Here is an 18,608-nt window from a genome sequence, read left to right as displayed (position 1 = left end):
CTGGTGCTGGCCGATATGGCGCGCGCCAACCCGCCCATGTCGGGCGCGTTTCTGGCGGAGCTGACCCGGCACTTGCAAGGGCAGAGCCCGCATTTTGCCTTCGCCAACAGTTGGCTCGAACACCGGCTGTCGGAGCAGGGGCTGACGACGGAACGGCTGGTGCTGGCCGAGGGCCAGGCGCAGGCCGCCGATCAGGTCTCGATGGGCAACAGCATTACCAGCCTGCGGTTTCTCAGCGCGAACGACTGGCGGGCGTTTGTTGAGCGGCATAGCCAAGTCGAGCGGATCTTAAGCGAGGATCCCCTTGACGTCTATGCCCGAATGGACTTCGCCACGCGCGACCGCTACCGGCACGTTGTGGAGGAAGTTGCCAAGCGAAGCGGTCAATCGGAATACGACGTCGCCCGCGACGCGATTCAGCTCGCCCAGGCCGTGGCGGCCGAGAGACCGGACGATCGAACGGCACACGTCGGCTATTACCTGATCGATCGGGGCCGCGTCGCGCTGGAGCGCAGCCAGCAGATGCGGGTCACCCCGCGCATGCTGGCCGGCAGGCTCGGCCGCCGCTTTCCGCTGTTTTTCTACCTATGCGGTGTACTCTTGGTGACGGTGGGCGCGACGGACTTGTTCCTTCGCGCCGCGAGCTGGCAAGGCGCGCGTGGCTGGTCGTTGGTCCTGCTCATCCCCGCCCTCGTGTGCGCCACCCAGTTAGGCGTCGGCGTTGTGAACTGGTTGGCCACTCTGTTCGTCGCCCCTCGGCCGCTGCCGAAAATGGACTTCGGCGACGGTATTCCGCCCGAGCACCGCACGCTGGTGGTGGTGCCGACGATGCTCTCCCGCGCCGAGGGCGTGGCCGATCTGCTGGAAGCGCTCGAGGTACGGTTTCTGGCCAACCGCGATGTGCAACTTCATTTTGGCCTGCTGACCGATTTCGAGGACGCGCCGCGGGAAACGATGCCGGCCGACGAGGAGCTGGTGCGTCTGGCGAAAGAGGGCGTCGAGCAGCTCAACGCCAAGTATGCCAAACATCGCCCGGACGCGTTTTTTCTCTTTCATCGTCCTCGGAGGTGGAACGCCCAGGAAGGGATCTGGATGGGCTATGAACGCAAGCGCGGCAAGCTGGCCGAGCTGAACGCGCTGGTGCGTGGCGGCGCCCGCGACCGGTTCTCGCAGGTCGTTGGCGACACAAGCGTGTTGCCGGACGTGCGCTATGTGATCACGCTCGACACCGATACCCAGTTGCCTCGCGACTCGGCGCGGGAAATGGTCGGTACGATGGCCCATCCCCTCAACCGGCCCGTGCTCGACCGCCAGCGCCGCCGGGTCGCGGCGGGATACGGCATTTTGCAGCCGCGCGTCGGCGTGAGCTTGCCCAGCGCGCAGCGCTCGTGGTTCGTGCGGCTGTTCGCGGGCGACGCGGGCATCGACCCCTACACGCGGGTCGTTTCGGACGTCTATCAGGATCTGTTCGGCGAAGGTTCGTTCGTGGGCAAGGGTATCTACGACGTCGATGCCTTTGAGCAAAGCTGCGGCGGATTTCCCGAGAATGCCATCCTGAGCCACGATCTGCTGGAAAGCGCCCATGCGCGGTCGGCATTGCTGAGCGATGTGGAGCTGTACGAAGACTATCCTTCGCGCTATCTCACCGACGTCAGCCGGCGACACCGCTGGATGCGTGGCGACTGGCAGATCGCCTGGTGGCTGCTCCCCTGGGTGCCGAGGCTGGCCTCCGGGCGAGTCCAAAACCCGATCAGCGCGCTGTCGTGGTGGAAGATCTTCGACAATCTGCGCCGCAGCCTCGTGCCGATCGCCATGTTGGTGCTGCTCTTGAGCGCTTGGCTGCTGGCAGGGCCGCAGGTTGGGACGGCGGCAACGGTCTTCGTGCTGGCGGTGATCGGCGCGGTTCCGTTGCTCTCGGCCTTGAGCGACTTACCCCGCAAGCCGCGCGACTTGCCGCTCATGGCGCATTTGCGAGTGACGGCGGACGCCTTTGGCAAGCAAGCTGCGCAAGTCCTGTTTACCTTGCTGTTTCTGGCCTACGACGCGTTTATCAGCTTCGACGCGATCGCGCGCACGTTGGTCCGCGTTCTCTGGACGAAGAAGAACTTGCTGGAGTGGAAAACCGCCAGCAGTGCCGACCGTGGCGCCCCCGACAGTTTAGCCGGCTTCTATCGAACGATGTGGTTTGCGCCCGCCATCGCGGCCGTCACCACGCTGGCCGTCGGCCTCTTTCGCCCCGAGTTGCTGGCCGTCGTATTACCGCTGACCGGCCTGTGGATTGCGTCACCGGCCGCTGCCTGGTGGTTGAGCCGTCCTCTCGCTCCGCCACCGATTCGTTTGTCGAGCGAGCAGCGCGTCTTTCTCGAAATACTTTCGCGGCGAACGTGGCGTTACTTCGAGGTGTTTGTTACCGCGGACGAGAATTGGCTTCCGCCCGACAATTTTCAGGAACGCCCGGCTCCCGTCATCGCGTCGCGCACCAGCCCGACCAACATCGGTCTCTCGCTGTTGGCGAACCTGGCGGCCTGCGACTTTGGCTACTGCTCTGTTGGGCGACTCCTCGCACGCACCGAACAGACGCTCGATACGTTGGGCCGCATGGACCGCTATCGCGGTCACCTTTACAACTGGTACGATACGCGTTCGCTCAAGCCTCTGAGGCCGCACTACATTTCGACGGTCGACAGTGGCAATCTTGCCGGGCATGTTCTGGTGCTGCATGGTGGTCTGCTGGAGCTGGCCGAGAGCAGTCTGCTGCCCTCGCGCGCCATGGCCGGCCTTCGCGACACGCTGGGCGTATTGCTCGACGTGGCCCGTGGACTTGAACGGCCGGGCAAAGACCGCGGTGTGCCGCTCGCTCCCGCGGATGTGCTGCGGAAGCTCGGACGACTCGGACAGCAACTCGAGGCCCGTCCGAATACGGTCAGCGCCATGGCGACGCTGTTGTCGCGGCTTGTCGTCGATGCGGGCCAGGTAAAAGCGGCCGCGCACGCCGATACCGAATTGTCGTGGTGGGCCAGCGCGTTTGAGCGCACGTGTATCGAACATCGCCAGGAATTGCTGCACTTGGCGCCGTGGGCCGAGTTGCCGCCTCCTCCCGACGAAGTCCGGCCGCAACGACAAGAACTCGATGCGCTGTTGTCGCGGCTGCAAGGGTCGCCGAGTCTGCGCGAGGTTGCTGGCATGCGATCGTCGCTGCTTCCGATGCTGGACGGCATCACGGCACGTCTTGCTGTGCCGTCGAATGGCCAATCGGGCGACGCCAGCCAGGCCACTTGCTGGTTCACGCGGTTGCGCCAGTCGATCGTCGATGCTTCGCAACACGCCGCCGATCGAATCCAGGCACTCCAGCGAGTTGCAAACCGCTGCCAGGAACTGGCTGACATGGACTTTTCGTTCCTGTTCGACAAGTCCCGCGATTTGTTCGCCATCGGATACAACGTCGATGACCGGCGTCTCGATGGCAGCTTCTACGATCTGCTGGCGTCCGAGGCGCGGCTGGCGAGCTATATCACCATCGCCCAAGGCCAGGTCGATCAGGAACATTGGTTCGCGCTCGGCCGGATGCTGACCACGACCGGCGGCGCGGCGACCCTGTTGAGCTGGAGCGGCTCGATGTTCGAGTACCTGATGCCGCTCTTGGTGATGCCCACTTACGTCAACACATTGCTCGATCAGACCTGCCACGCCGCCGTCCGCCGGCAGATCGACTACGGGCGGCAGCGTGGTGTGCCGTGGGGTATTTCTGAATCCGGTTATAACACGGTCGATCTGCACATGAACTATCAGTACCGCGCATTCGGCGTGCCCGGGCTGGGACTGAAGCGCGGACTCGCCGAAGACCTGGTGATTGCGCCTTATGCCAGCGCGCTGGCCTTGATGGTGTCGCCGGAAGCGGCCTGCGGTAACCTGGAGCGTTTGGCGGCCGAGGGCTTTTGCGGGGCCTACGGCCTCTACGAAGCGGTCGACTTTACGCCATCGCGCATGCCGCGGGGGACGCCCCGCGTCGCCATCCGGCAGTTCATGGCCCATCACCAGGGAATGACCCTGTTGTCGCTGGCGTATCTGCTGCTCGACAGGCCGATGCAGCGCCGCTTCGCGTCCGATCCGATGCTGCAGGCCGCCGATCTTTTGTTGCAGGAGCGTGTGCCCAAGGCCAGTGCCATGGTTTTTCCCCACGTCGCCGAGGCCAGCGCCACGCGTTCCGTTTCGGCCGAAGAGCAGGGGACCATGCGGGTGCTGACCGATCCCGGCGGCGCCGCCCCCGAAGTCAATCTGCTCTCCAACGGCCGATACCATGTGGTGATTACCAGCGCCGGCGGCGGATACAGTCGTTGGCGCGATCTGGCGGTGACGCGCTGGCGCGAAGACCCCACGCGCGACTGCTGGGGATCGTTCTGCTACCTGCGCGATCTCGACAGCGGTGCCCTGTGGTCGACGGCGTGGCAACCGACGCTCACTGCGACGAAACGGTATGAGGCGATTTTCACACAGGCCCGCGCCGAATTCCGCCGACGCGACGAACGGATCGACACGCATACCGAGATCAGCGTTTCGCCCGAAGACGACGTCGAGCTGCGGCGGATGACGATCACGAACCGGTCCGACGTGCCCAGGACGATTGAATTGACCAGCTATGCCGAAGTGGTCCTGGCGCCGCAAGGCCACGATTTGTCGCACCCGGCGTTCAGCAACCTCTTCGTGCAGACCGAGCTGGTGCCGGACCGGCAGGCGATCCTTTGCACCCGACGGCCGCGGTCGGCCGGCGAGCGTCCTCCCTGGCTGGTTCACCTGATGACGGTCCGTGGCACGACGCTGGGCGAAGCCTCGTTCGAAACCGACCGCCTGAAGTTCGTTGGCCGCGGCCGGAGCCTGGCCTCGCCGGCCGCGATGGACGGACGCCAAAAACTCTCCGGCAGTCAAGGGCCGGTGCTCGATCCAGTGGTTTGTATCCGGCAGGTGATCCAACTCGGGCCCAACGAGACGGCGCGAGTCGACCTGGTGACCGGGGTGGGCGAGACGCGGGAAGCCGTTGCGGCCATCATGAACAAATACCACGATCCGCAATTGGCCGACCGTGTTTTCGAGCTGGCCTGGACCCATAGTCAGATTCTGCTCCGGCAACTCAACGCCTCGGAAACGGACGCTCAGGGCTATGGGCGACTGGCCGGTTCGGTGGTTTACACCTCGGCTTTGCGACGTGCCAAGGCCAGCGTGTTGACTCGCAACCGGCGGAACCAGTCTGGGCTATGGGGCTATGGCATCTCGGGAGACTTGCCGATCGTGCTGGTCCGCATTCGCGACCGTACACACATCGAGCTGGTGCGCCAGGCCATCCAAGCGCATGCCTATTGGCGGATGAAAGGAGTCAGTGTCGACTTGGTGGTCTGGAACGAAGACGATTCTGTTTATCGCCAGACGCTGCAAGACACGATCATGGACCTCATCGCCGCCAGCCCGGAAGCGACCCTGGTCGACAAGCCGGGCGGCATTTTCGTGCGCCGCGGCGAGCAAATGTCGGACGAAGATCGAACGTTGCTCGAGACGGTCGCGCGGATCGTCCTGTTGGACGATGCGGGAACGTTGCTCGAACAAGTAGAGCGCCGCGGCCGCGGCGACGTGTCGGTTCCCGCTCTCAAGCCTTTGAGCCGCCGCGGCGAGCCGATGTCGGTGGAAACTCCCCCGCGGGATTTGGCCTATTTCAACGGGCTAGGCGGTTTTAGCCGCGACGGGCGCGAGTACGTCACGCTGCTCGGTCCTAGGCAAGCCACGCCCGCTCCCTGGATCAATGTGATCGCCAACCCGCAATTCGGCACGGTCGTGTCGGAAAGTGGCAGCGTTTACACCTGGTCGGAGAACAGCCACGAGTTCAGGTTAACTCCCTGGTCGAACGATCCAGTCACCGACACCAGCGGCGAGGCCATTTATCTTCGCGACGAGGAGACCGGTCGTTTCTGGTCGCCTTCACCCATGCCGGCCCGTGGCGACGCGCCCTACGTCGCCCGTCATGGGTTTGGTTACAGCATCTTCGAGCATACCGAAGAGGGCATCGTCAGCGAGTTGTGCCTGTTCGTCGCCCTGGATGAGCCGGTGAAATTTGCCCGGCTGCGGATTGCCAATCACTCGGGCCGCACTCGCCGCCTGTCGGCCACCGGTTATTGGGAGTGGGTCTTGGGCGAGTCTCGCGACAAAACGCTGCCGCACGTGGTAACGGAGCTGGACGCGATGAGCGGCGCTCTTTTCGCCCGCAACGCATATAGTTCGGAATTCGGCGAGCGGACCGCCTTTGTCGACTCTAGCGAAACGACGCGGACGGTGACGGCCGACCGCACGGAGTTTCTCGGCCGCAACGGCACGCCGGCGAACCCCGCGGCGTTGCGTCGCATCCGATTGTCGGGCCGCGTGGGCGCGGGATTCGATCCCTGTGCGGCCATGCAAGTGCCGGTCGATCTTGAAGACGGACAAGAGAAAGAGGTGGTGTTCATCCTCGGGGCCGCCCGCGATGTGGAGCAGGCGCGGCAGCTCGTGCAACGCTTCCGGGGCGCGGCGAGCGCCCAGCAGGCGCTGGAGCGTGTGTGGCAATACTGGGGCCGCACGTTGGGCACGTTCTATTGCGAGACGCCCGACCCGGCCGTGAACTTTTTGGCCAACGGCTGGCTGGTTTACCAGACGCTCTCCTGCCGGATGTGGGCCCGCACGGGCTTTTATCAGTCGGGCGGAGCGTTCGGCTTTCGCGACCAACTGCAAGACGCCATGGCCCTTGTTCACGCCGAGCCCGGTGTGTTGCGCGAACACCTGCTGCGCGCGGCCGGCCGCCAGTTCCGTGAAGGGGACGTGCAGCATTGGTGGCACCCACCGGTGGGCCGCGGTGTGCGCACGCACTTCTCGGATGATTACCTGTGGCTGGCGTATGCGACCTGCCGTTATGTGGCGGCCACCGGCGACACCGGCGTGTTGGATGAGCGCGTGCCCTTCCTCAGCTCCCGCCCTCTGCGGCCTGAGGAAGAATCGTATTACGACCTGCCGCAGCTTTCGAGCGATACCGGCACGCTCTATGAACACGGCATCCGCGCACTCGACCACGGCCTGCGCTTCGGCGCGCACGGCCTGCCGCTGATGGGCTGCGGCGATTGGAACGACGGCATGAATCTGGTCGGATCGCAGGGTCGCGGCGAGAGCGTCTGGCTGGCCTTCTTTCTCTACGATTCGCTCGTGCGGTTTGCCGAGCTGGCCCGCCGGCGCGGCGACACCGCCATCGCCGACAAATACACCATCGAAGCCGGACGTCTGCGGGCGAACATTGAAGAGCATGCCTGGGACGGAGATTGGTACCGCCGGGCCTATTTCGACGACGGCACGCCGCTCGGATCGGCCTCGAACCCGGAGTGTCAGATTGATGCCCTGCCGCAAAGTTGGTCGGTGTTGTCTGGGGCGGGCACGCGCGAGAGGTCGGCGAGCGCCATGAATAGTGTCGAGCGGCTGTTGGTCCGCCGTGACGCTGGACTCGTTCAGCTTTTTGAACCGCCCTTCGACAAGTCGTCGCTCGATCCCGGATACATCAAAGGATACATTCCCGGCGTGCGAGAGAACGGCGGCCAATATACGCACGCGGCTGTCTGGACGGTGATGGCCTTCGCGGCGATGGGCGACTCGCAGCGGGCCTGGGAGCTATTCGCACTGATTAACCCCGTGCTTCACGCCAATACGGCTGCCAAAGCAGCCACTTACCGTGTGGAGCCTTACGTCGTGGCTGCCGACGTTTACGCCGTAGCGCCCCACACGGGCCGCGGTGGTTGGACCTGGTACACCGGCTCCGCTGGTTGGATGTACCGGCTGATCACCGAATCGCTGTTGGGCTTGATTTTGGAAGTCGACAAGCTCCGCTTCGCGCCGTGCCTGCCCGCGGATTGGTCAAGCTTCCAAATCCACTATCGCTATCGCGAGACGCATTACCACATCACCGTACACAATCGTGGCGGTGGTTCCACGGTTGAGCGCGTGGTGGTCGACGGGATCGAGCAAGCCGAGCTTTCGGTTCCACTCATCGACGACCGCAATGACCATCAAGTGGAAGTGCTGGTAGTGCAACGCTGAGTTGTAAGACGCGGTTTGCACTCGGCCAGAGTGACCCAGTTGTGCGAGCGCGGCACGTGGCGCGGCTTCTTCGAGTTGCACTTCGAGGACGAAAAGTTCTCATCACTTCTTGCTCGCCCGCGGCGAATGGGGTATCATCCACGGCATTCGGTCAGCGCATTGCCGACTCCCTTCCTTTTTACGCGAGGGTTGGTCCATGGAACGTGTGATCTACGGGCGATTGGCGCAAGTTCGCCGGCGGCAACGCCGGCTGTTTGTCGAGCGAATGGCCACTGCGGGTCTGCTTTTCGGCTCGCTGTCCGGTCTGCTGCTGGGCGCCGGGCGTTGGCTGGCCGAGTGGCCGGTGACGCCGTGGCAAGCCCTGCTCGTCTTTCTCTGTGGCCCCGCCGTCGGTGCTCTCGTCGGCCTTGTTTGGCCGCTGCGCTGGCACTCCGCGGCCGTGGCCGTCGATGCGCACTACCGCTTGAAAGATCGCGTGGTCACGGCGCTGGCTTTTCTCGGCAAGGCCGAAAAGACCGCCCTGGACGAGCTGCAGGTGCGCGACACGGCCGAACACTTGTCGCACGTCGACCCGCAGGCCGTGGTTCCCTGGCGAATGCCCAAGCTGCTGCCGGCCGCCGTGGCCGCTTTGGCCGTTGCCGTGGCGCTCGTCGCCTGGCCGGTTGGTCCGCGGCCGGTTGAAGCCGGCGTGCCGGAGCCTCTGCCCGAAATCGTCGCCACCGCCGCCGACATCGAAGAAGACCTCAATCAGTTCGAGGAGTTGGCGAAGCAGGACCAGAATCACGAGATGAAAAAGCTGGTCGAGATGCTCCGCGAAAAGGTGGCCGAAATGAAGGAACCGGGGGTCGATTTGCGCGAGGCCCTGGCGAAGCTCAGCGACATGCAGTCGGCCATTCAGGCCCAGCAGGCGCAGTACAACGTCGAGTTGGTCGATGCCCAGTTGGAGTCGCTCGGCTCCGGCATGAGCCTCTCGCCGGCCCTGGCCGAAGCCGGCAAATCGCTGGTCGAAGCCAAGTTCGACAAGGCCGCGGAAGAGCTGGAAAAGCTCGAAGAGCCGCCGCTGGAGCGAAAGGAAGCCAAGGCGGTCGAAGAGCAGATGAAGAAGAGCGCCCAGCAGATGGGCGAGGTCGGCCTGGGCGATCTGGCCGACGCCACCAGCGAAGTGGCCGACGGCGTCAAGGGCGGCAAGGGAAAGTTCCAGCGCGGCTCGCGCCGCCTGGCGAAAGAAGTAAAGAATCACGCGCGGCGGCGCAAGATCAACGAGTTGCTGGCCGCCGAACTGAAGCGGCTCACCGAAGGCAAGTGCAACTGCCAGAGCAATTCTTTGATGCGCGGCAAACAGCCCCGGAAGTCGACATCGCCTTCGCAGAGCTTCGGTCTGGCGACCAGCGGCAACACGCGAGGCGACCAAACAAACCTGCTCTCGAAGAAAAACCTGGAGCAGGTCAGCGGGCCGACGGCCGATGACGGTCCCTCGGAAGTCGAGACGACGCACTCGCCCGAAGGCCGCCAGCAGGCGGGCCGCGGATACCGCGACTCGTATCAGAAGTATCGCCGTCTGTCAGAATCGGTGCTCGACAGCGAGCCGATTCCGCTCGGCCATCGCCAGACGATCCGCCGCTATTTTGAATTGATCCGGCCACAAGAAGGCGAATCGGCGTCGGACCCGCCAGCCAAGTAGCTCTCCAGGGTCCCGGCGCGCCGGGATAGGCGGTCCGAATAGCACGACGCGGTGGGCGTAGGGTGGGACCAGCGAGCTTGCGAGCGCCGGCCCACCACCACAAACGACGTCGGTAATGGTGGGCCGGCGCTCGCAAGCTCGCTGGTCCCACCCTACGACGAGCGACAGAGCACCGGGAATAGAGCGTCGCATGAATCGAGCCACGTTGCTGTGTATGACGCTCGCACTGGTGCCCTTTGGCTGCGACCGCGGCGATGCCCGTCGCGCTGCGCCCATTGTTCCGGTCGCGCATCCGACCGCCGCGGGTGTCATAAAACCTGAGCCGTCGCCGTCGCCTCGGAATTCCGGTTCTGCCGGCGACGACCAAATGCCCGCCGACGCACCTTCGCCGGAGTCTCGCGACCTCTCCGCCGAGCGTCTCCTGCTGCTGTTGCCCCGCGGTCCTTTGATCGTCGAGCTGCGGATCACGATTGACGGGCATCCCTTCCGGGCGCCGCGCGAAGAGCTGGTCGACGAACTTCTCAAAGCGGCGGACCGCGATCGCGACGGCCGGCCGACCTGGGGCGAAGTGTTTGCCGATCCGAAACGCATTTTCGGCCAGCGGTTGACCCGGCCCCTCAACATGGCGAACCGCAAAGAGTTCATGAAGGCCAACGACACCAACCACAACGGGCTGGTCGATCGCGATGAAGCTCGCCGGTTCATTGGCGAGGTGAAAGGTTCTGAAGCGGCCTTTGCACTCAAAAACGCGGCTGGGCCTGGCCTGCTCGACGCGCGGCAATCCATCGTGCGGATGCTGCTCGACGCCGACGACGACGGTGTGCTCGACCAAAAGGAGCTGGCGGCGTTAGAGCAGCGTTTGATGAGCCGCGACGCCAATGACGACCACATCGTCAGTTGGCCCGAACTGGACGATTCGCTGGCGGGCGACGAGTTGGCTGCGCAACCGCGAACGGCGATCTACCGAGACGATGCGGCCGCGTTCGTGCTTGGCCCAGGTGCCGACTGGAAAGTCGTCGGCGATGCGCTCCAGCGGAGCTATCCCAACGGCGAGTCCGCTCCTTCCGGCGAGTCGTGGTTGCGGCGCCTCGATGCGGATGGCGACGGCAGGCTAAGCCCGGACGAGATTCGCAACCTCGCTCTCATCGGGCCGCAGGCGGTCGTGTCGGCGTCTTTCGGAAAGAAAGACAGACCCTTGCCGAAGCTTTCGCTGGTTGATTACTCACCGCGGGCGGACTCGATCCGCTTGCCGGCCTCGCACCCGCCGGGCGCTGTGGTTTTGTCGTCGGCCGGATGCCGCGTGCGATTTGCGGTTGACGATCGCGTCGCCCTCGACGCTCCCTCGGCGTCGGTCGAGGGGCAGTCGGCCGCGCCGCCCAAGCCGAGCCAGCTCAACACGGTTTATGCAGAGGTCCGCGACGAAAGAGACCCCATCTTTTCGTTGCTGGACTCGGACCACGATCATCGCTTGACGACTCGCGAGCTGCGCGGCGCGAACTCGGCATTGCGCGGCGTCGACGCGGACGGCGATGGGCGAATTACGCCCGACGAGTTGCCGGCGGCGCTCGTGATCGTCGTCGGCCGCGGCCAACCGCCTGAAACGCCGTCGTCCGGCCAGACAACAACGGTTGCGAATTCACCCGTCGATCGGCCAAAGTGGTTTTTGCGCATGGACGTCAACGGCGACCGCGAGATCAGCCGCGAAGAGTTTCCGGGCACGAACGCCAAGTTTCGCGCGCTCGACTTGGATGGCGACGGCTTGATCATCGCCGGCGAAGCGCAGCGGGCGGAATCAGCCCAGCCATCGCCCTACTTGTCTGAATGAAAGATCCGGCGGACGCGATGATTCAGCGTGTCACCGATGTAAATGCTTCCGTCGGGGCCGACGCAGATGCCGTGGGGACGATCGAGCTTGGCCCTGCTCGCCGGCCCGCCGTCGCCCGCATACCCGCCGGTCGCCGGACCGCCACCGGCAATGGTCTTGATTTGGTCGACGTGCGGATCCATCGCTCGGACCGCGTGGTTTTCCGTATCGACGATGAACAGTTCCCTGGGGTCGCTGCCCCAAGCGATTCCCTTGGGGCCGTCGAACGCGGCTTCCAGGGCCGGGCCGCCGTCGCCCGAGTAACCTTTCTTGCCCGTGCCGGCTTCGCGGTGCAGCGTGCCGTCGACAAGATCGAGCCGCCAGATCGAGTTCCCTTCGCGCAGCGCGATCCACAGATCGTTGCCCACGATGCTCAGGGCCCGCGGCCCCAGAATCGGCTGTCCGGCGGCTTTGACACCGTCGGCAGGTAACTGCTTTTCTCCGTTGCCGGCGATCGTTTCGATGCGGCCGGTGGCCGGGTCTACTCGGCGAACACGGTGATTGCCGATGTCGGCGACGTAGAGGCGATCTCGCCGATCGAAGGCAATGCTGTGGGGATCTCGCAGCAGCGCCTTGGTGGCCGGTCCGCCGTCGCCGCCAAGACCTGGTTGCCCGGTGCCGGCAACGGTCGAGATCCGGCCAGTCCGACTCTCGATGCGCCGCACGACGCAGTTCCGCATTTCGACAAAATAGAGATCGCCGCGGCTGTCGAAGCGCACTTCATAGGGTTCATTGAGATCGGCTTCGGTGGCCGGCCCGCCGTCGCCCGCGTAGCCCTTGTGTCCCGAGCCGGCCACGGCGCTCAGACGACGACCGGCCAGGTCGAGCCGCCATACGCGGTGATGGCCCACCTCGCAAATGTAAAGCGCGCCATCCGGCCCGAAGTCGACGCCGAAGGGTTGGCTGAGGTTGACCTCGGCCGCCGTACCCTGGCGGCCGTTATCCTCCGATTTGCCGGTGCCGGCCACGGTCTCGATTCTCAGTTCGGCCGCCGACGCGGCCGCGGCCAACAATAGCGCCGGGCTGCCGAAGAGCGTCAGGAAGCGTCTCGTGATGGCCGGCATGGTTATTGCGACCCTTGGCAAATGGGAGGCATGGCACGTAAATTCAGTGAGAGGGGTGCATGCCCGGCGTTCAATGTGGAGAGTGCGCAGATGATTCGAGAACCGAACGACCGGCAACGGATCGAGTTTATCGGAGGCCCCTTTGACGGCTTTCAATATGACGTGCCGCGGCCGCTTTTACCACCCTCGACGATTGCGCTGCCAGTGAGCGAGACGATCCAGCGAATGCTCACCGGAGAAAACACGGGACAGCCGACGCCCGCCACAAGTGTGGCCATGTATCGCTTCGACCGGTCTTATTGCCGCTATCGGTTCCTCGGCTCAACGTTGCCCGAAACCTTGCGCAGCGCAAAATAGTTCAACCGCCGCAGGTTGGTGGCTGGGGCAGAGCTATTCGTCGAGTTCGGAATTGCGGTTGAAGTGATCGTGGGCGTAGAAGTGGTTGCCGATCTCGGTGGCCAGAATCTCGACGTACTCTCGCTGGAACTGCTGCACCGGTTCTTCCTGGGCGGGTCGCCCGCCTTGTGCGGGCCAGACCACTTGCCGCATGGGCTTTTCCCAGATGATCTCGCCGTCGCTGTGTACGTCGCAGACGCTGAGGCGCACCTGTGACTTGCCCTGGTACAGCGTCTGGCCTTGATAAAGGCTGAAATCCTCCAAGTCGATGCCCAGCACTAAATCGGCCGAGACGCCCTGGCCGATGGCGTAGAGTTCCTCGTTCGGGTTCTCATCGGTCCAATTGCTGACTTCGCTTTGCTTGATCAATTTGACGCGCTTGCCGTTTTGCTTGAGCAGTTGGCCGACGCGCGTGGCGAGGTCGTTGGGGACCGTGCCCGCACCGTATTTCATCTCGACGAGCGGCCGGCACACGATGGCGACCCGCTTATCTTTGAAGCCTTCGAACTCGGCGTCGTCGGTCGTTCCTTTGACGAAGTAAGCCACGGTGGTCATGAGTTTGACGCAGCCGGTTTGGGCCAGACAGAAGGCGGCGCAAACGATCGCCATCCAACTCGTACACTTCACCGTGTTCCGCATGTTCGATCCCTCATCCTTGAGTTCCCAAACGATAAATCCAGTCCAACAGCGTGACGGCGATCAGCACGGCCGCCAGCACCGCCAACGCGCGGTGGCCGGGCCGTCCCAGCAACCACCGCCCCCTGGCCGCTGAAATCAGCAGCCAGGGCGCCGCGATCATGGCCGCCGCCGCCAGCAACGTTCCGCCCACGTTCGAGCCGAGCGCCTGGATCCATTCGCCGCGTACCGCGTGCGACCAGGAGGTGGTCATGCCGCACGACGGGCAGCGAACTCCAAACAACCAGACGAACGTACACGGCGGAAGCCCCAACTGCCGGTGCGTGCCGAAACCATTTGGATCGGGACGCAACCAGCCGGCCAGTGCCAACGGAGCAAGCAGGCAAAGGCCGGCGGAGGCCAAACTCCGCCGCCTCGCGCCGCTGAACTGGCCGGCACTTGGGCTGACGATGGAAACCACTTTCGGAAATGACCTGCAGGATACTCGTTCGGGCTGAGTCGAGCAAGGCCGAGTTCTCTACTTCACGCGGCTTGAGTTTTCTTCGCCTTTCGGGCTATATTCTTGTGCATGGGGCCCGGCCGTTTTTGTCGGTGCTGTGCCAAGGCCGGGCCGCCGGCCGCGCATTTTATGTGCTAGGAGTTGCGTTATGGCAACAGTGAGTGTTGTTTGCGATTTTCAGCAGATCGGAGAGACGGCGGGCGTGATTTGGCGACTGCTCGACGAACGAGGACCGCTGAGCATGGCCCAGGTCGTCAAACAGAGCGGCGAACCGCGTGATTTGGTGATGCTGGCCCTGGGCTGGCTGGCCCGCGAAGACAAGATCGCCATCGACGGCGAATCGCGCGGCCGCACCGTGTCGCTGCGCGAGTGAACTATTCCGGCAGCGGCTTGCCGCGCGTCTCAGGCGCGAACCAGATCAGTGTCAGGCCGACCAGGTAGATCACGCTCATCGAAGTGCAGGCCAGGGGATAGCCGCCGGTCAAGGTGACGCCGAAAAGGCTGGTGTCCGCCTCGAACTGCTTCATGAGATTGGCCGTTTGCAAGGTGCCGACCGCCGCCAGGATGCGCCCAAAATTAAAGCCAAAGCCTTGGCAGGTCGCTCGCACGCCGGTGCGGAAAAGCTCCGGCAAGTAAAGCGGCAGCCAACCATAAAACGACGCCGTGCAGACGCCGACGAGAAAACCGCCGAACAGGAATCGCCAATTGAAGACCGGATTGAACTGGTAGAACCAGATGAGAGAGGCGATCGAGCTCAGGCAAAGCAGCGAGTAGGTGAGCCGCCTGCCCAGCCAGCCACCGATGAGTGCGGCGCCAATGGTGCCGACGATGGCGCCAATGGCCGACCACATCTGCGTCAGTTCCTTCGCCCCCGCGAGTTGACCGGTCATCTTATCGGCCCACGCCGCCGCCCATTGCGCCGAGGCCCAGGTGCCCAACAGCGCCGTGCCGGCCAGCGCCGCCGCCAACAGCATTCGGCCGAGGGTCTGTTTCGCCTCCGCTGCCGCCCGGCCGCTGAAGGCCGCTTCGCGTTGCAAATAACGGACGACCGGATAGCTGTATCCGACGATCGCCACGGCGACGCCGCCCAAAGTGGCGGCGATGCAGACAGACAACGGATAATCGTTGGCCCAACAGAGAATCATCAGCCCCGGGCCGAGCGAACCGAGCAACACGCCGAGCAGGTCTTTGGTGGCCCAATGTGCCGTGCCGCCGCGGCCGCGCTCCTGTTGCCAGCGTTCCGATTCGGGCACGAAAAGCCGGATCAGCAGGGTCAACAGCGCCGGGGCGGTGCCGGCCAGCATCATCAGCCGCCAGCCTTTGTGCGCGGTGAGCGCATCGGCCCATTCGGCCCCCAAGCCTGCGTTGACGAGCCAGGCGTTGATGGCGGGCAGATTCTTGATTGCTCTCTGGCCCACCAGGCCATCAATCAAGTAGCCGACGTTGGAAGCCGCGCCGATCAGGCCGGCCATCAGCGCGCGCGATTGGTTCGGCCAGACCTCCATGACCAGCGACACGCCCAGCGCCCATTCGCCTCCCATGCCGAGCGAGGCGATGAACCGCAGGGCGAACACCTGCCAGGCCGACTGGGCCACTCCGCACAGCCCGGTGAAAATCGCGTAGGTAAACACGCTCAGCGTCATGGCCCGCACTCGTCCGACGCGGTCGCCAAGCCAGCCGAAAAGAACTCCGCCGGTGGCCGCTCCCACCAGATACGCGGCAATGATATATCCGAACCAGTGCGCGATCTGCTCCTCTTGTTCCGGCAGCGGCTGGTCGCCGTAACCAAACAGGTCGGCGATCGCCGGACGGCCTACCAAGGGAAAAAGTCCCTGCTCGACGCCGTCGAACATCCAGCCCAAGAGCGCCGCGGCCAGCACGAGCCAATGCCCGCGGGTGAGTTTGTTTGACGTTTCGGAGGGTGATGTCATATCGAATCTCTGAGCTGATGACGCGGGTTGCGCAACGTCGTGGACGGCAGCGACGGTCGCTGCGAGCCGCACGTGTGCGAGCCTCTGATCATTCCTGGTTCGCACCGCGAAATCAAGGATCGTACGCTATCTGCCCTATTTGGCGGGCGACCGCCGCCTGCTTGACGGCAAAGACGGAATGTCTTACGATCGCGGCTGCGGATCGGACGAGTGTAAAGCCAACCTCGCACGCGGATGTCGATGGCCGATCAATATCTGCTGGCAATCGCGGCTGTGTTGGCAATTGGCGGACGCGGCCTAGCCAGCGATAAGTCGAGCCGTCCTCAGCCCGGCCCGCTCCCGGAGAAAGCGGCCGTGATGCGACCTGCGACAACCTAACAATATTCGATCGTCGAAAAAATGAGGAAGCCGCCAAATGAGAAAAATGCTCGGTTTGATTGTGTGGACCGTGACAACCTATTCGTTTTTGCCGGCGCTCGGCGCCGACGACGAAACGCAGCCATCCAAGGCCGAGAAGCGCGCCGCCCGGCGGTTGGAGATCATGCGTGGCGCGATCGACGATTTCCAAGTGAGTTCGTCGGAAATCGAAGACGAATCGGCACTGAAGTTTTCCGACCATGCGTTGTTGCGATACCACGACCAGAGCCGCGAAGCCGGCGAAGGACTCAAGGGCGTTGTCGATGCGACTCTCTGGCGACTGGGCGTCTTCGCCAATGGCACAAATCCGGAGATGGGGTTGCTGCTGGAATGCTCAGATAAGCAGTGGTCGTTTGGCACCTTCCGCCTTACGTCGGCGGCTCTCTTCGCTCAATTTGACGGGAAGTCGATCGACGTAGCGGCGAAGCCAAAAGGTTATCCGGTCGACGCTCCGTACACGGCCACGCGACACGGCATTTTTTTGCCGGAGGACGCGGCAGAATGAAATGCTTCCGGAATTTCTCGAGCATCAGCGATTGAGTCATGACACGCCCGTGGCTTTCCGTCATCATGCCGACCTTCAATCGCGCGGGCTTCGTCGACCAGGCTCTGGAAAGCGTTGCCCGGCAAGACGACGGCACGATCGAAGTGATTGCGGTCGACGACGGCTCGACCGACGCCACGCCGGCGATGCTTGCGGCCTACGCGCGGCGGCTGCGGATGACCGTGATCGAACGGCGGCACTCGGGTAATTGGGTCGAGTCCACGGTGCTGGGGATGTCGGCGGCGCGAGGCGAGTACGTGTGTTGGCTGCTGGTCACCCGACAGCAAGCAGATCTGCTTCAAGGGCATCAGTCTGCAGGGGCAGGAGCAGTTGGTCTTGGTCGATGCCGGCGGAGCCGAGCGACGAATTCGAGTCCGCTATTCCGGCACGAACCTGTCTCCCAAGTTCGCCTGGCACCCTTACGAGAGCCGACTGGTGTTCTGCATGCCGCACGAGCCGACTGGTGTTCTGCATGCCGCACGGGCCGCGCCGCGTGACGCAGTTGTTTGAACTCGATCCGAACACCCTCGCTCCGCCGGAACGGGTGCGCGGACAGAACCCGCAAACGCACAACGAAGATCCCTGCTGGACGCCCGACGGCAAGCGGCTGATTCTGGTCGGCCAGTAAGGCTGCGACCGCTCACGTAACCTTCAGCAGGTCTTTCGCAGCGAGACCGTCGGGCGACTCGCCATTCATGATATTTCGATAGCCGGCGCCCACGCCAAACGACGGAATTCCCAGAGCCTGAACCAGGTCCTGGTGTCGTTCGACCGCGAACACGTAGCTGTCGTCGCCCGAGCTGCGAAGCACTTTTTCGACGGCCGCAACGTTGCCCGCGCCGAATGCGCGGCAGAGCTTTTCGGCGTCGCCCCCCGACGGCCCGCCAGGCTCGTCGCCATCGAAAGACTCGTCGGCTTCGAAATAGTCCGGGCAGGAATTGTATTCGTCGATCAGTTCGCCACCCACGTAGAGTTGATACCAGAGGATGTCGTCGTCGTGGTTGAGCACGGCCAGGACCGGACAATCGAACTGGCGCGACAGACGCTCGCCCAGGCGGGAGATGGCGTCCGGGTCCTGGTCGTCCGACTGCTCATCGAAGACGACGACGCAGCCATCGCGCATCGGCGTGACGACGGCCGAGCGGCCGAGCAAGGCTTCGCCGACCGCCTGCTGACTGGGGCCTCGCAACGTATGGTTCACGTAGAAGTTGCCCATGATTCTTTTTGCGGCTGGGCCGCGGAGTTGGTTGGCCGTACTGCTTCGAGGTGAATTGCGTTTGATCGTAGCGGACGAGCCCATCGCTGGAAAGTGGGCGCGATTGTCCTCCGTAGCCCGCTTGCTCCGCAAGCGGATCGGCGTTGCCCGGCGGGCGGATCTGCCGTTCGCAGGCGAGATCCAGGCGAGATGGCTGCGATTTTCGGTCATCATACACCGTTCCGCTTGCGGAGCAAGCGGGCTACGGCCGCGACTAGGGTGACTCT

Annotated in this window: 13 protein-coding genes; 8 read left to right on the top strand and 5 right to left on the bottom strand. The window is 63.9% G+C overall.

Annotated features, from left to right (window positions below; all coding sequences use genetic code 11):
• Positions 1 to 15: 15 nt before the first annotated feature.
• From VNH11_32480 to VNH11_32470, 3 genes are all read left to right on the top strand, one after another.
• Positions 16 to 8,094, top strand: a complete 8,079-nt coding sequence (locus VNH11_32480; GenBank protein HVA51103.1) for a glucoamylase family protein — start codon at positions 16 to 18, stop codon at positions 8,092 to 8,094.
• A gap of 196 nt (positions 8,095 to 8,290) precedes the next feature.
• Positions 8,291 to 9,775, top strand: a complete 1,485-nt coding sequence (locus VNH11_32475) for a hypothetical protein (GenBank protein HVA51102.1) — start codon at positions 8,291 to 8,293, stop codon at positions 9,773 to 9,775.
• 367 nt (positions 9,776 to 10,142) lie between these two features.
• Positions 10,143 to 11,600 carry a hypothetical protein gene (locus VNH11_32470; protein HVA51101.1) on the top strand — a complete coding sequence of 486 codons (1,458 nt, stop codon included), beginning with the start codon at positions 10,143 to 10,145 and terminating at the stop codon, positions 11,598 to 11,600.
• On the opposite strand, the gene VNH11_32465 is transcribed toward VNH11_32470, so the two are convergent.
• On the bottom strand, positions 11,585 to 12,703 hold the full coding sequence (locus tag VNH11_32465) for a hypothetical protein (GenBank protein ID HVA51100.1): 1,119 nt from the start codon (positions 12,701 to 12,703) through the stop codon (positions 11,585 to 11,587). The two genes, VNH11_32470 and VNH11_32465, sit on opposite strands and share 16 nt — an antisense overlap.
• A 90-nt stretch (positions 12,704 to 12,793) precedes the next feature.
• Here VNH11_32465 and VNH11_32460 point away from each other — a divergent pair, with 90 nt between their 5' ends.
• On the top strand, positions 12,794 to 13,060 hold the full coding sequence (locus tag VNH11_32460; protein ID HVA51099.1) for a hypothetical protein: 267 nt from the start codon (positions 12,794 to 12,796) through the stop codon (positions 13,058 to 13,060).
• A 33-nt stretch (positions 13,061 to 13,093) separates the two neighbouring features.
• Here VNH11_32460 and VNH11_32455 read toward each other — a convergent pair whose 3' ends face one another.
• Complete coding sequence (locus VNH11_32455) at positions 13,094 to 13,738, bottom strand: hypothetical protein (protein HVA51098.1); 645 nt, start codon at positions 13,736 to 13,738, stop codon at positions 13,094 to 13,096.
• 10 nt (positions 13,739 to 13,748) lie between these two features.
• On the bottom strand, positions 13,749 to 14,138 hold the full coding sequence (locus tag VNH11_32450; GenBank protein ID HVA51097.1) for a DUF2752 domain-containing protein: 390 nt from the start codon (positions 14,136 to 14,138) through the stop codon (positions 13,749 to 13,751).
• 244 nt (positions 14,139 to 14,382) lie between these two features.
• Here VNH11_32450 and VNH11_32445 point away from each other — a divergent pair, with 244 nt between their 5' ends.
• Positions 14,383 to 14,607 carry a winged helix-turn-helix domain-containing protein gene (locus VNH11_32445; GenBank protein ID HVA51096.1) on the top strand — a complete coding sequence of 75 codons (225 nt, stop codon included), beginning with the start codon at positions 14,383 to 14,385 and terminating at the stop codon, positions 14,605 to 14,607.
• 1 nt (position 14,608) lies between these two features.
• Here VNH11_32445 and VNH11_32440 read toward each other — a convergent pair whose 3' ends face one another.
• Positions 14,609 to 16,165, bottom strand: coding sequence for an MFS transporter (locus VNH11_32440; protein HVA51095.1), 1,557 nt, complete (start codon positions 16,163 to 16,165; stop codon positions 14,609 to 14,611).
• Between the two features lie 415 nt (positions 16,166 to 16,580).
• On the opposite strand from VNH11_32440, the gene VNH11_32435 reads away from it, so the two are divergent.
• The 3 genes from VNH11_32435 to VNH11_32425 are packed head-to-tail and all read left to right on the top strand — an operon-like array spanning position 16,581 to position 17,754.
• Entirely contained in the window at positions 16,581 to 17,087 is a 507-nt protein-coding gene (locus VNH11_32435; GenBank protein ID HVA51094.1) for a hypothetical protein, read from the top strand.
• Positions 17,088 to 17,125: 38 nt separating this feature from the next.
• On the top strand, positions 17,126 to 17,623 hold the full coding sequence (locus VNH11_32430; protein HVA51093.1) for a glycosyltransferase family 2 protein: 498 nt from the start codon (positions 17,126 to 17,128) through the stop codon (positions 17,621 to 17,623).
• Positions 17,599 to 17,754 (top strand): hypothetical protein, encoded by a 156-nt coding sequence (locus tag VNH11_32425; protein HVA51092.1) that lies wholly within the window; start codon positions 17,599 to 17,601, stop codon positions 17,752 to 17,754. The genes VNH11_32430 and VNH11_32425 overlap by 25 nt, the downstream gene beginning before the upstream one ends.
• 12 nt (positions 17,755 to 17,766) lie before the next feature.
• Here VNH11_32425 and VNH11_32420 read toward each other — a convergent pair whose 3' ends face one another.
• The gene (locus tag VNH11_32420) at positions 17,767 to 18,342 is read right to left on the bottom strand and encodes a hypothetical protein (GenBank protein HVA51091.1); all 576 of its coding nucleotides are present in this window, start codon (positions 18,340 to 18,342) and stop codon (positions 17,767 to 17,769) included.
• Positions 18,343 to 18,608 lie beyond the last annotated feature (266 nt).

The organism is Pirellulales bacterium, from assembly GCA_035533075.1.
In the GTDB taxonomy this organism is placed as follows: Bacteria; Planctomycetota; Planctomycetia; order Pirellulales; family JAICIG01; genus DASSFG01.
This window is presented reverse-complemented; position numbering and strand designations above follow the sequence as displayed.